The sequence below is a fragment of the Neobacillus cucumis genome (genome assembly GCF_002860255.1).
Classification (GTDB): Bacteria; Bacillota; Bacilli; order Bacillales; family Cytobacillaceae; genus Neobacillus; species Neobacillus cucumis_A.
This window is the reverse complement of the sequence record NZ_PGVE01000054.1, coordinates 1-13,009: the sequence shown is the minus strand read 5'-3', so window position 1 is coordinate 13,009 and position 13,009 is coordinate 1. Positions and strand designations below refer to the sequence as shown.

14 protein-coding genes and 1 rRNA gene are annotated in these 13,009 nt (G+C 38.5%); 1 reads left to right on the top strand and 14 read right to left on the bottom strand.

Annotation, left to right across the window (positions count from 1 at the left end):
- Nucleotides 1-149 precede the first annotated feature (149 nt).
- The 3 genes from CVD27_RS14540 to metG all read right to left on the bottom strand — a co-directional run bounded on the left by CVD27_RS14540 (nucleotide 150) and on the right by metG (nucleotide 4,547).
- A complete protein-coding gene (locus CVD27_RS14540; RefSeq protein WP_101648633.1) occupies nucleotides 150-1,331 on the bottom strand; it encodes a G5 and 3D domain-containing protein in 1,182 nt (393 codons plus the stop codon).
- A gap of 236 nt (nucleotides 1,332-1,567) precedes the next feature.
- On the bottom strand, nucleotides 1,568-2,335 hold the full coding sequence (locus CVD27_RS14535) for a TatD family hydrolase (protein ID WP_101648632.1): 768 nt from the start codon (nucleotides 2,333-2,335) through the stop codon (nucleotides 1,568-1,570).
- 220 nt (nucleotides 2,336-2,555) lie between these two features.
- Entirely contained in the window at nucleotides 2,556-4,547 is a 1,992-nt protein-coding gene (metG, locus tag CVD27_RS14530) for a methionine--tRNA ligase (protein ID WP_101648631.1), read from the bottom strand.
- A 446-nt stretch (nucleotides 4,548-4,993) separates the two neighbouring features.
- On the opposite strand from metG, the gene CVD27_RS14525 reads away from it, so the two are divergent.
- Nucleotides 4,994-5,278 carry an AbrB/MazE/SpoVT family DNA-binding domain-containing protein gene (locus CVD27_RS14525; RefSeq protein WP_101648630.1) on the top strand — a complete coding sequence of 95 codons (285 nt, stop codon included), beginning with the start codon at nucleotides 4,994-4,996 and terminating at the stop codon, nucleotides 5,276-5,278.
- Nucleotides 5,279-5,484: 206 nt separating this feature from the next.
- On the opposite strand, the gene rsmI is transcribed toward CVD27_RS14525, so the two are convergent.
- The 11 genes from rsmI to rrf all read right to left on the bottom strand — a co-directional run bounded on the left by rsmI (nucleotide 5,485) and on the right by rrf (nucleotide 13,008).
- Nucleotides 5,485-6,366, bottom strand: a complete 882-nt coding sequence (gene rsmI / locus CVD27_RS14520) for a 16S rRNA (cytidine(1402)-2'-O)-methyltransferase (protein ID WP_101648629.1) — start codon at nucleotides 6,364-6,366, stop codon at nucleotides 5,485-5,487.
- Complete coding sequence (locus tag CVD27_RS14515; protein ID WP_101648628.1) at nucleotides 6,344-6,628, bottom strand: GIY-YIG nuclease family protein; 285 nt, start codon at nucleotides 6,626-6,628, stop codon at nucleotides 6,344-6,346. Before CVD27_RS14515 ends, rsmI begins: the two co-directional genes overlap by 23 nt.
- The gene (locus tag CVD27_RS14510; protein WP_101648627.1) at nucleotides 6,618-7,358 is read right to left on the bottom strand and encodes a tRNA1(Val) (adenine(37)-N6)-methyltransferase; all 741 of its coding nucleotides are present in this window, start codon (nucleotides 7,356-7,358) and stop codon (nucleotides 6,618-6,620) included. Before CVD27_RS14510 ends, CVD27_RS14515 begins: the two co-directional genes overlap by 11 nt.
- A gap of 61 nt (nucleotides 7,359-7,419) precedes the next feature.
- A complete protein-coding gene (gene yabA, locus CVD27_RS14505; RefSeq protein WP_101648626.1) occupies nucleotides 7,420-7,794 on the bottom strand; it encodes a DNA replication initiation control protein YabA in 375 nt (124 codons plus the stop codon).
- Between the two features lie 12 nt (nucleotides 7,795-7,806).
- The gene (locus tag CVD27_RS14500) at nucleotides 7,807-8,634 is read right to left on the bottom strand and encodes a PSP1 domain-containing protein (RefSeq protein WP_101648625.1); all 828 of its coding nucleotides are present in this window, start codon (nucleotides 8,632-8,634) and stop codon (nucleotides 7,807-7,809) included.
- The gene (gene holB / locus CVD27_RS14495) at nucleotides 8,627-9,634 is read right to left on the bottom strand and encodes a DNA polymerase III subunit delta' (protein ID WP_101648624.1); all 1,008 of its coding nucleotides are present in this window, start codon (nucleotides 9,632-9,634) and stop codon (nucleotides 8,627-8,629) included. The genes CVD27_RS14500 and holB overlap by 8 nt, the downstream gene beginning before the upstream one ends.
- Before the next feature lie 23 nt (nucleotides 9,635-9,657).
- Entirely contained in the window at nucleotides 9,658-9,987 is a 330-nt protein-coding gene (locus CVD27_RS14490) for a cyclic-di-AMP receptor (RefSeq protein ID WP_101648623.1), read from the bottom strand.
- An 88-nt stretch (nucleotides 9,988-10,075) separates the two neighbouring features.
- Nucleotides 10,076-10,708: a dTMP kinase gene (tmk, locus tag CVD27_RS14485; protein ID WP_101648622.1), complete on the bottom strand. Its 633-nt coding sequence runs from the start codon at nucleotides 10,706-10,708 to the stop codon at nucleotides 10,076-10,078.
- Nucleotides 10,709-10,735: 27 nt separating this feature from the next.
- Entirely contained in the window at nucleotides 10,736-12,181 is a 1,446-nt protein-coding gene (locus CVD27_RS14480) for an aminotransferase class I/II-fold pyridoxal phosphate-dependent enzyme (RefSeq protein WP_101648621.1), read from the bottom strand.
- Between the two features lie 281 nt (nucleotides 12,182-12,462).
- A complete protein-coding gene (locus tag CVD27_RS14475) occupies nucleotides 12,463-12,690 on the bottom strand; it encodes a sigma factor G inhibitor Gin (protein WP_098530282.1) in 228 nt (75 codons plus the stop codon).
- 201 nt (nucleotides 12,691-12,891) lie between these two features.
- Nucleotides 12,892-13,008 (bottom strand): 5S ribosomal RNA (gene rrf, locus CVD27_RS14470).
- Nucleotide 13,009 lies beyond the last annotated feature (1 nt).

Here is a 13,009-nt window from a genome sequence, read left to right as displayed (position 1 = left end):
ATGTCTCTCGTCTATATTATTGATAGATTTCATACATTAAAATATAAACTTTACTACAGAATATCGAAACATGTATTCGTTGTTAGTATAAAGAATTTTAGGGAAAAAGCAAAATGCAGAGGAATCAAATTCCTCTGCACCTTAGAAATTTAGTTTAAGACGGTAATCTTTACTTTTTTACGCCCCCAGCGGTATGCATCTGCATGTGACGGCATTAATAAATCAATAATATACCCTTTGATGGCTCCGCCAGTATCAGCAGCCACCGCGTAACCATAGCCCTCTACATACACTTTTGAGCCGAGTGGAATAACATTTGGATCAACAGCAATGACTTTCATATTTGGATTAGCTCGGATATTTAGACCTGTCGCAGTGCGTCCAGAACAGCCATTACAATAGGCGGTATAAGCAGTTGCCGTTACATAAAACTCTTTGCCTTCAGGGGTCTCACCGCGGGACACCTGTAACGCCAAATCCTTCGTACCGACAGCTACAATTTTATCCTGTTTCTGTAAGATATTCTGCTCGCTGATCAACTTTCTAGCAACTTCTTTACCATTTTCAAGCATGACTTCGTACTGTCTTGAAACACGTCCTTGCTTCCCATTAGCAATGAGTTTTTCCTGCCCTCTTTGCAAACTCTCATCCTTTTTCGTTACTACGGCAAATTGGACGGGTTCTTCCACTACATCGGTGACTTTTTCTACTCGAATGACGTTCACAACACCATCCTGTGGTATCTTTTCTGTTAGTGAAGGTTCAACTCGGTCTAATTCATTTAGTTTAATCCCATGTTGTGTTAAAAAGTCAGCGACCGTAGTCGAAGTGGTCCAAACCTTTTGCGCCTTTCCGCCGTCCACGTATGTAAGATGAAACGCGATATTTAACTTTAAATTCATCTTATTTTTAATTGCCGTTTGTGGATTTGGTGAAATTTGATCGTGTTCTTTTAATACAATCTTCTGCTCTTTTAGGAGTTCAGCCACAGTATCGGCTGTAGTCCAGATCGTTTTCTTCTCGTTGTCTTTGACAATATGAACCATGTTCGCCTGCTTCCAAATGACATTAAGGTCATCCTTTACCTTTGTATTTGCCTTCGGATACAGGTAGTCTTTTGATGCGGGGTGTACATCCAGTTCATCTAATAATTCCTTGATGGTATCTGCATGTGTGTTCACAACCATCTTTTTGCCATTGAGTGTCATTGCTACAGCATTCTTTGAGCCTTCAAAAAAGAAAATCCCTAGAGTTGTAAGCAAAACTATAAAACTAGCAAATATGATGGTCCATGTCCTCCCGCTCAAAGACTTTGGAAACAGGTTTTTCATGTTTTGGAATACGATGAAAAACGCCTCCTTTTCTTTGGAGAGATTATAGAGAACCATACGCCGGCTGTAAATCCTTGCTAATCCTGTTAGGTAGTTCTAATTATGCACAACCTTAGGAGGTTTGCAAAGAAAAACTTATCGACACGGTCATCCTATGTTGAAAAGGAGACATGTAGAACTTTTTGTTATCATAAAAAATTAGGACAAGCTTCTTGCCTCTTCGACAAATTCCCTTATCATTTTATGGCGAATAATTTTTTAGCATTTTCTGTCGTGGTTTGGGCAACCTCTTCAAATGTCAACCCCTTTATTTCTGCAATTTGTTCAGCTACGAGCTTCACATACCCTGGTTCATTCCTTTTCCCTCGGTATGGATGCGGAGCCAAATAAGGGCAATCCGTTTCAATTAAAAGCTTTTCAAGTGGAATTTCCGCTGCTACTTCTTTTGGCTTCTTCGCATTTTTAAAGGTAACAGGGCCGCCTAAAGAAATATAGAAATTCATTTTCACACATTCTTTTGCAACCTCAGGACTGCCGCTAAAGCAATGCATGATCCCTCCCACTTCTTCTGCTCCTTCTTGTTTTAATATCTCAACGATATCTGCTGTTGCCTCCCTATTATGAATAACGATCGGGAGTTTCACTTTTTTCGCCAAGCGAATTTGTCTGCGAAAAACCTCTTGCTGAATATCTTTTGGCGACTTGTCCCAATGATAATCTAAGCCCATTTCTCCTAAAGCAACAACCTTAGGATGGGATGCAAGTTCCTCAATCCATGATAAGTCTTCATCCGTCATGTCGATTGCGTCCACTGGATGCCAGCCCACACAGGCATACATAAAGTCATAGCGTTCGACTAATTCCATGGCCCTTTGAATCGTAGGACGGTCAAATCCTACGATAACCATGTTAGTAACTCCCTCAGTTTGAGCCCGCCCGATGACATCTTCAAGGTCTTCGTTATATTGAGTGTCATTTAAATGGGCATGTGTGTCGAATAACATAATAAATCAAATCCCTCTTTTCTATTTATTTCTCTTAATTGTGTACTTGTCACATCTCAATGTCAAAAAACATCTAAAAAACAGGATAAATGTTCCACGTGAAACATTGAAAAATGGGAGCGCCTCTAGGCGCTGAAGCTAGACATCTCAAGATAAAAAGATGTAGACATTTTTCGAAGAAAAAAACGCCCTATATCGGGCGCTTTAATAATTACATATTTTACTTTACCTTCGAGCCATTTGGTAAAGATTGATCAACCGTTGCAATAGAAAGCTGGCCGTCCTTGGAACCAGCTAAAATCATCCCTTGGGATAATTCACCACGAAGTTTAACAGGCTTCAAGTTGGTAATACAAATGACCTTCCGCCCTACCAAATCTTCCGGCTTATAGTATTGGGCAATTCCTGAAACGACCTGACGTTTTTCATAGCCTAAATCCAGCTGAAGTTTTAAGAGTTTATCTGCCTTTTTAACTGGCTCAGCTTGAACGACTTCAGCTACACGTAAATCCACCTTCATAAAATCATCAATGGATATTTCCGCAAGCTCCTCCGGTTTTTCTTCTTCTTTCTTCTGTTCAGCTGCCGGTGCCGTTGCTTGCATTTTTGTTTTGATGAATTCAACTTCTTCAGCAATTTCAAGTCTTGGGAATAACGGCGCATCTTTTTCTACCTTCGTACCGCTTGGAATCAATCCAAAACGCTCAAGACTTTCCCATGTTTTTAATTCTTCAGCTTGAATACCAAGTTGTTTAAAAATCCCATCGGGCGTACGTGTTAAAAAAGGCTTTAATAGAATGGCAATACGGCGTAAAGATTCAGCTAGGTGGACCATTACACTAGCAAGTTCTCCTCTTTGCTCCTCATTTTTAGCCAATGTCCACGGTTGTGTTTCATCAATATATTTATTAGTTCTGCTGACTAACTGCCAAATAGAAGTTAAAGCTACAGAGAACTCCATTTTTTCCATTGCTTCTTCATATTTAGAAACCGTTTCTCTATTAACCTGCAGCAATGATTCATCAAATTCACCAACAGAACCTGCATAATCAGGAGTCACACCTGCAAAGTACTTTTCAATCATGGCTACTGTACGGTTTAATAGGTTTCCAAGATCATTAGCCAAATCAAAATTAATTCTTTCAACAAATCCTTCTGGTGTAAACACACCGTCTGCACCAAATGGTACTTCCCGTAATAAATAATAGCGTAAGGCATCTAGGCCGTAGCGGTCGATTAAAGTAACCGGGTCAACTACATTGCCTTTTGATTTCGACATTTTTCCATCCTTCATCAATAACCAGCCATGAGCAAATACCTTCTTTGGAAGAGGCAGGTCTAATGCCATTAACATGATTGGCCAATAGATTGTATGGAAACGGACAATTTCCTTACCAACAAGATGAACATCAGCTGGCCAGTAATTTTTATATTTCGTATCATCATCAGTACCATATCCGAGAGCAGTAATGTAATTGGATAGCGCATCAATCCATACATAGATTACATGCTTAGGATTTCCTGGCACTTTAATACCCCAGTCAAATGTTGTTCTTGAAACCGCTAGGTCCTCAAGACCCGGCTTAATAAAGTTATTAATCATTTCATTTTTACGAGATTCCGGCTGTATAAACTCTGGATTTTCTTCATAATATTGCAAAAGTCTGTCCACATACTTACTCATTCTAAAAAAGTATGATTCTTCCTTAACCTTTTCTACTGGACGTCCACAATCAGGACAATTTCCATCTACTAATTGGCGGTCTGTAAAAAAGGATTCACATGGTGTACAATACCAGCCCTCATATTGATCAAGATAGATGTCTCCCTGCTCTAAGAGAGTAGCAAAGATTTTTTCAACGACCCGCTTATGTCTATCTTCAGTAGTCCGAATAAAATCATCGTACGAAATATCAAGCTTTTTCCAAAGTTCTTTAATACCTCCAACAATATCATCCACATACTGTTGTGGTGTAATCCCCTTTTCTTCGGCCTTGCGTTGGATTTTTTGCCCATGTTCATCCGTACCTGTTAAATACATCACATCAAATCCGCGCAGCCTCTTATAACGAGCCATGGCATCACCAGCCACAGTGGTATACGCATGTCCAATATGTAAATTCCCACTTGGATAATAGATCGGTGTGGTTAAATAAAAAGTCTTTGACTTTTCAACCATTTTTAATTCCCTCCTAAACAATACAATTCCCATTAAACCATTATTGCCTCTTTTTAACGCTTCTATCATCAAAATATACCGAAAAATAAACTTTTGTGCAAGAAAGCGTACTGGTAGACTTCCAGTTTTTTAAATTTTTTTCCTATAACACCCATAAAGGCGGCCACCTATGCGAAAACTATGAAGAATAATAGAAATTATGTAGAACTTTGTCGAATTGAGAATTAATTGGCGAAAGTAATATTTCCAACACAATAGTATTATTTATTCGTTATTTATATAAAATTTAATAACAAATCCTTTCATATCAACAAGTTATCTATTGGAAAATATTTCACACCTACTTTTTAAAATAAAATAATTGACGGATATGGGAAGTACTGGTATTATGGGTTTATAAGAAATTTGTCGAATTGTGACGAATTAAGAGAGATAAAAATAGATAAATAATGTTAATGATTACGAGAGGAGATTAAAAAATGAAATCTACAGGTATTGTTCGTAAAGTTGATGAGTTAGGCCGCGTAGTTATCCCTATTGAATTAAGACGCACACTTGGTATTGCTGAAAAAGATGCTCTTGAAATCTATGTGGATGATGAGCGTATTATCTTGAAAAAATACAAGCCAAATATGACTTGCCAAGTAACTGGTGAAGTTTCCGATGATAACTTGGCTCTTGCAGGCGGTAAATTAATTCTTAGCCGTGAAGGTGCAGAACAGTTATTAGAAGAAATTCAAAAGAATTTTGAACTTGTAAAATAAAAAATGCTCCAGCACTAAATCAGTGCTGGAGTTTTTTTATTATGGCTCTTTTCGTAATCTTTGTTGCTTTTGAACCTTGTTAAGGACCAATTAACTAAGTATCATGGCAATTTTCGCATATGGGCTTACGAAAAGATGCCACGATGCATATAGTTATACGGGTTGATGAACTTTTACGATAGCAACAATTTATGCGGAAATAGCCTTTATTGTTCATCAATATGGTAGACTTGGTAGACCTCCCGCTTGTTAAGTCCACGGTCTTTGGCTGTCTGTTTAATGGCTTCCTTTGAAGAAATATTCTTCACCGTTATGTAATGGTTCACATGTTCCTCCACTGATAAATCCTGCCACCAGCTTAATTCCTCTTCATCATCAAGAGTTTCTGTTCCTTCAACAATCAAACAAAATTCCCCGCGGATTTCATTAGAATGAGCCCAATGATTGATTTCCTCAAGCGTCCCTCGAATAAACTCTTCATACTTCTTTGTTAATTCCCTGCAAATGACGATTTTTCTATCCCCCAAGACTTCGAACATAACTGCTAAGGTTTCTTTTAAACGATGGGGAGATTCATAAAAAATTAAGCTCGCATTTTGTCTTCTTAAGACCTCTAATTCTGCCCGCTTCTCTTTCTTATTCCGATTTAAAAACCCATAAAAATAAAAGGGCTGGCAAGAAATCCCCGAGGCAATTAATGCTGTTAGTGCTGCATTTGCCCCAGGTAACGGAACCACTGCCACATGTTCATGAATGGCAGCTTGGACAAGCTCATATCCAGGATCAGAAATGGCTGGCATCCCGGCATCACTCACTAGAGCCACCTTCAAGCCTTGTTTAACCTTCTCAATCAGCTTTTCCCCGCTTGTTTCTTTATTATGTTCATGATAGCTGACAATCGGCGTATCAATTTCAAAGTAATTGCACAGCTTTTTTGTATTTCTTGTATCTTCCGCAGCAATCCAATCTGCTTCTTTTAAGATTCGAATGGCCCGGAAACTCATATCCTCAAGATTTCCTATTGGAGTAGGAACAAGATAAAGGATTCCTTTACCTGCTTCATTCTCAAAGCTTTTCTGCTGCCACATCCAACTCACCTGCTCTCATTAAATACTCCAGCTTTTTTTTCCTTGGTAGCTGTTTAAACCGGTACTCAGCCCTCAGCGCCTCACCTTTACTGGCATATGCCTGATAAAAAGTGAGTTCAACTGGTCCTCTTCCCCGTGTATACTTTGCACCTTTTCCTTCATTATGCTGTTCAATCCGTCGTTTGAGATCCTTTGTATAACCGCCATACAAGCTGCCATCATTGCATGTCAACACATAAAAATAATGAGTGTTATTCTCCATATAAAATCCCTCTGATTTCAGGTGTGTATTCACCTGCTTCATCGTATACAATCAATGGAGGGAGGATCTTTAAATCAGGACTTCCGTCTTTTATCGCTTCTACTAAAAGGATATTCGCTTCTTTTCCCAGCTTGGGATAAACAAACTGAATCCGTTTTGGTTCAAGCCTGTACTGCCGCATTAATGTAATGATATCAATTAGACGGCCAGGACGATGGACAAAAGCAACTTTGCCTCCCTGCCGAACTAATTGACTGGATGCCTTTATGGCATCTTCAAGTGTGCAGAGAATTTCATGACGGGCAATGGCTAAGTGCTCATTAGGATTAATTTCATCACTTGAAGGAGTTATAAAGTAAGGTGGATTACAGGTAACAACATCAAATTTTCCATGGCCTAATGCTTTAGGCATTTCTTTAATATCACCATGAATCATTTTTAAACGTTCTTCCAAGCCATTGTATTCGATACTTCGAATGGCCATATCATATAATCTCTCTTGAATTTCCACACCTGTAATTTTTCCTTTTGTCCGTGCACTTAAAAATAAAGGGATCACTCCGTTGCCACTGCAGAGATCAATTAAATTTCCCTTTTGAATCGGCACATAGACGAACCGAGCCAGCAAAACTGCATCGAGAGAGAAAGCAAACACAGATGGGCTTTGAATAATTCGAAGTTTTTCAGCTAGTAAATAATCAAGCCGTTCATCTTCTTTTAAATTCACCACAACGATCCATCCTAACTTAAAGATATGAAAAATAGAGGCTGTATCAATCAGCCTCTTGAGGTTATTTCTTATTAAGAAAAGAAAGACAAAATAAACAATCGCCTTCCTTACGCAAGCTGCCGAAGTGGAGATTACAAATATGAAACCCTTCTTGATAAAGCCTTGCGAGATTATCATATCCTTCGCCAACATCAAAATGTTTTCCCCTTGGTGATTCCGCAGCTGCAGCAGCGCCCTGTTTCATTTCCGTTTCTTTCTTTTCTTCTTCCGTGGTTACATCTAAACGGCGCCTTAGATGTTCATTTTCAAGTTTTAAATAATGATTCTCTTCTAGTATTTCGGCTAAATGCTGCTTTAATTCCCCTAATTGCTGGTAAAGATGGCCAATTTGTGTTTCCATATTACTCACTGATTCAAATATTTCCTTTTTATCCACGGCTTCCACCTCTTAATCTGTGGATTGTATAGAAAAGGCACCTTCTTTAATGATTTCATCCAAAGTATACTCCAGAACCCGTTCTTGTTCCTTTAGTTCAACCTGAAGTACCCGCTCTAATATATTTAATCCTACCACTTTTCCTTTACCTTGTGGTGTTTCAATGATTTCCCCTAAATCAGGCAGCGCCTCTTTAGCGGTTTCATATTCATCATTTTCATACTTCAAGCAGCACATAAGTCTTCCGCATAATCCGGAAATCTTCGTTGGATTTAATGAAAGATTTTGATCCTTTGCCATTTTAATGGAGACAGGGTCAAAATCACCTAAAAAGGTTGAACAGCATAACATTCTTCCGCATGGTCCAATACCGCCAAGCATTTTTGCTTCATCGCGTACTCCGATTTGACGCAGTTCAATACGTGTCCGGAAGATAGCTGCTAAATCTTTTACAAGCTCTCGGAAATCAACTCTTCCATCTGCAGTAAAGTAGAAGATTACCTTGTTCCGATCAAATGTGTATTCAACATCTACTAGCTTCATATCCAGCTGATGTTCATTTACTTTTTCATTACACACTTCATAAGCCTCTTGAGCTGCTAACTTATTTTCCTCGACAATCATTCGATCCTTTTGGTCGGCAATTCTGACCACCTTTTTTAATGGAAGGACAACATCATGTTCCTCAACTTGTTTACGGGCAATAACTGCCTTCCCATATTCAACACCGCGAACAGTTTCGACAATGACAAAGTCATCCTTTTCTATTGAGAGGTCTCCCGGATCAAAATAATAGATTTTCCCAGCTTTTTTAAAGCGTACTCCTACAACATCATACAAATGAAGATCCCTCCTGCAATTTTAAGACAAGCTGTTCCATCATCAGCTGAGGATTCATATTTGCCTGCAGCTTCCTTTTGGCATCAAGAATAGCTGACATTTGATCCGATAAGCGCCGTCCAGATGTTTGCAGGGCATACTGTCTTAACCGCTCATTCTCCTCTATGAAAACAAGCTGCTCCTGCCTATCTAATTGTATATATAATAAATCCTTAAAGATTAGAAGTAAAAGATCTAAACCACGTTGAATCTGTTCTTTCTCTTTAAAGTGTAAAAACCAATCTCCCTGGAGTGTAACCAGTGCCTCCAGTGGATTCTTTTTTAACACCTCATATAATTTTACCACTATTTTTTGGGCTTGTGCAAACCATTCATCGACATTTAATTTGAGAGCTTCTTCCAAATTATTGGTAAGCTGTGCAAGTAATGGTGCTTTAGCAGGAGATACGCCATTTTCAATTAACTGTTTAATCATCATCTGCGGGGCTAATGGCTGAAAGACCAGTGTTTGGCACCTTGATAAAATAGTCGGAAGAAGCTGTTGAACTTGCTCTGTTAATAGAAAAGCAACCGTACCCGGATTAGGTTCTTCAAGGAATTTTAATAAGCTATTGGAAGCACTCACGCTCATTTTATCAGCATGAGAGATTACATATACTTTATGTAAAGATTCTACTCCCTTTTTTGAAAACTCTGCTTGCAGGTTTCGAATCTGCTCCACTTTAATCGATAATCCATCAGGCTCAACAATATGAACATCCGGATGATTTCCATTATTGATTCGAAGGCAATTATTGCACGACTCGCAAGGTTTATGCCCCTCTACTAGCTGTTCACAAAATAGGGATTTTGTTAGTAATAGGGCTATTTCCTTTTTCCCTGTTCCTCTCATGCCTTCAAAAAGGTACGCATGGGCCACCCGATTTTTCAGCAAGCTGTTTTTTAACATACGAAGTACTGTCGGCTGCAGCTCTAAAAGTTGATCCCATGTTTTAACCAAATTAATCACTCACGATCTATAAATTAAAAATGCATATATTGTTCAATTGGTAATACAAATACGGTTGCTCCGCCTACCTCAACCTCTACTGGATATGGGACATAGGAATCAGCGTTTCCTCCCATAGGTGAAACAGGGGCAACCAGTTGATCTCTAGATTTACAATTGTCCTTTATTATTTGAAGAGCCCGGTCTACCCGGATATCCTCTGTACCTATCATAAAGGTAGTATTCCCCGACTTCAAAAAACCTCCTGTACTAGCTAATTTGGTTGCTCTAAAATTATTATCTACCAATGCTTTAGATAAACGATTGCTATCTTGGTCTTGAACGACGGCTATGATAAGTTTCATAAGGAATACCCTCTCCTCAAATTCTTTTATTTTATTATAACAGGTTATCCGCTGTCATACCTTGGTTATACAAAAAAAAGCCTTATACTTAAGGCCTTTTCTCTTCTAATCTTTCTCTAATTATTCTTATTGTTTTTTGAAAGACTTCATCGACTGTACCTGATGCATCAATCCGGACCATTCTGTTTGGAAATCGCTCTATTAATAAATGATATCCTTCGCGGACTTTATGATGGAAATCGAGATTTTCTAAGTCGAGGCGATTTATTTCTCTTCCTTTGTTTTTATTAATCCTCTTCATCCCTAATTCCGGTTCAATATCAAAGTAGATCGTCAGCTCAGGCATTAAATCCTCAATAGCAAACTGATTAATCGTATAAACCTCATCCATTCCTAACCCGCGTGCATAGCCCTGATAGGCCAGTGAGCTATCAATAAATCGATCGCATAAGACTACTTTCCCATTCGTTAGTGCAGGTTTTACTTTTTCAATTAGATGCTGTCTACGGGCTGCAGCATATAGGAGCGCTTCTGTTCGGGGGTCCATTGCTGTATTTTCTGTATCTAAAATAACTCTTCTAATTTGTTCAGCTATTTCAATTCCTCCTGGCTCCCTAGTCAACAAAGCATCCTCTAGTTCTTTAGCTACAAGATTAATAATAGTCGTTTTCCCTGCACCATCCGGACCTTCGAATGTAATAAATGTTCCCTTTTCCTTCAAAAATAAAACCTCCAGTATGTAGTTTTCTTAAGTTGTTGTACAAAATGTCCTAATATAACCTGCTTTTAAGAGATGACCCTCTCCTTGAAACCTTCCACCTGTGTCTAATAGACTTTTAAGCTGGAAGAGCTTATTATTCGTTATTCTTTCACCCTTCATTAATAATGGAATCCCAGGAGGATAGGGAATTATGGCTTCTGCGCAAATTAACCCTAAAGCGTGCGCTAGTGGCACCTGCTTTACACTTAGTGCTTCCATTTCACGATAGCTGACCGCTAACTCCGAAATTCTTTGATCTCCTGACTGTAATACTTCTTTTATATCTTCAAACGCTAGACCATCAATCGCTCTATTGATTTTATCAACCGTCTCAAACCATGGGTAGGCTTGACCTTTTTTTAATAGAGGGAAAATAAATAAGACATTATATGGGTCTGCTAATTCTGTATAAACTCCATACGATTCTAGTCTTTTTTGTAATTCAAATCCGCTTAAACCACATCTTGTTTGGACTGTCATTTTAAGACAATCACCGAGATTTTCTGGAAATGTTAATACTTTGATTGTTTCAATTCCAGCTAATTCTTCTTTAAAAGAGTTAATTTCTGATAGAAGAAAGTGTAGGTCTGAATTATTATACGAGGCTAAATAATGCCTTGAAATGTCAAGCGATGCCATAATCGGATAGGAAGGACTGCTGGATTGAAATATTCCAAGATATTCCATTACCTTTTCTATGTTTATCAGGTTGCTATTAACATGCAAAAAGGAACCCATCGTCATTGCTGGAAGGGTCTTATGGGCTGAATGGACAACAAGGTCTGCCCCTAATTGCAGTGCTGATGCTGGAAAAGGTTCTCCAATAACAAAATGAGGTCCATGCGCCTCATCTACTAATACAGGTATTTGATAATGATGGACTAAATCAATGATTTCCTTTAATTCATAGACCATTCCATAATAATTCGGATATGTTAAGATAATAGCTTTAGCATGAGGATATCGTTTCAAAGCCTGTTGGACAGTTTCAATATTTACACCTGCTGCCGCCTTCCACTCTTGATTTACCTCCGGCTCAAGAAATACAGGTCTAACTTTTGCTATTTTCAGCCCGTTTAAAACCGATTTATGGCAATTTCGTTGAACTAGAACTGTCGAATCCTCTGGGCAGGCAGCCATGATCATAGCAAGGTTACCCACGGTTGAACCATTCACAAGAAAGAAGCTCTTTATTGTCTGATAAAACTCAGATAAAAGCTCTTCTGCTTCCCTAATCGCACCTTCTGGTGAATGCAGATCATCTAAGCCAGTTAGTTCCGTTGCATCTATTTTTAAGATACCTCTAAAAAATTCATCTTTTTCATAAGAAGACATCCCGCCATATTTATGGCCTGGAACGTGAAAAGATATAGGATTCTTGTTTATATGCCCCTTCAAAGCCTCATATATTGGTATTCTTAGTTGATTTCTCATTTTTATCTTCCTTATCTATAATCCTTACTGACTTAGGTATCACTTTATTTTAGCAAAAAAGTGTTAGGTTTCCCATTTTTCGCAAAGGCTATTTTCGCATTGATGGTTGTTTTCGTAAAAGTTCATCGGCTCGTATAACTATATACATCGTGGCATCTTTTCGTAAGAACATTTCGAAAATTGCCCTGAAACTTAAGTTTTTGGTCCTTTACAAGGTCCAAAAAGCAACAAAGTTTACGAAAAGAGCCTTCACAAAAAAATAAAGCCCTGTGTAGGACTTGTTATGAGAATATTTCCGGTGTTGTAATTTTTTTTAGCTGTTTAAGGAAATATTTATATCTGGGATCATTTGTATCTGTATGAATTAAATCATTTTCGCAGTCTGTACAAATAAAAGAAGTGTATAGATGTATGCCTTTTGGTTTTAGACTTTCACAAATAACGCACGTTTCCTCAAAATGATTATGTGCTAATAATGAACTCAATCCCCTCCACCTCCATACATCCATTCTGTCCGATACTGCAGATTTGTATACAATTTTTCGAATAATCTTTTTCTGCCGGCCCCTGTTTTATCTTATGTTAATGCGGCCGTTTGGGTGTATGTCTATATGTGTTTTCTTTGAAAACACTTCGTACTTTTTGTATTTCACCCATTTTTTTAAAGTTAAATACAAAAAGGACAACCCTCTCGGATTGTCCCATCACATGCCTGGCAACGTCCTACTCTCACAGGGGCGCTTGCCCCAACTACCATCGGCGCTGAGAAGCTTAACTTCCGTGTTCGGTATGGGAACGGGTGTGACCTTCTCGCCATAATTGCCAGAC

Excerpts from the sequence above, each read along its gene's own strand:
- CVD27_RS14540 (WP_101648633.1), bottom strand. The coding sequence starts at position 1,331 with ATGAAAAACCTGTTTCCAAAGTCTTTGAGCGGGAGGACATGGACCATC.
- CVD27_RS14535 (WP_101648632.1), bottom strand. The coding sequence starts at position 2,335 with ATGTTATTCGACACACATGCCCATTTAAATGACACTCAATATAACGAA.
- metG (WP_101648631.1), bottom strand. The coding sequence starts at position 4,547 with ATGGGAATTGTATTGTTTAGGAGGGAATTAAAAATGGTTGAAAAGTCA.
- CVD27_RS14525 (WP_101648630.1), top strand. The coding sequence starts at position 4,994 with ATGAAATCTACAGGTATTGTTCGTAAAGTTGATGAGTTAGGCCGCGTA.
- rsmI (WP_101648629.1), bottom strand. The coding sequence starts at position 6,366 with ATGTGGCAGCAGAAAAGCTTTGAGAATGAAGCAGGTAAAGGAATCCTT.
- CVD27_RS14515 (WP_101648628.1), bottom strand. The coding sequence starts at position 6,628 with ATGGAGAATAACACTCATTATTTTTATGTGTTGACATGCAATGATGGC.
- CVD27_RS14490 (WP_101648623.1), bottom strand. The coding sequence starts at position 9,987 with ATGAAACTTATCATAGCCGTCGTTCAAGACCAAGATAGCAATCGTTTA.
- CVD27_RS14480 (WP_101648621.1), bottom strand. The coding sequence starts at position 12,181 with ATGAGAAATCAACTAAGAATACCAATATATGAGGCTTTGAAGGGGCAT.
- CVD27_RS14475 (WP_098530282.1), bottom strand. The coding sequence starts at position 12,690 with ATGGATGTATGGAGGTGGAGGGGATTGAGTTCATTATTAGCACATAAT.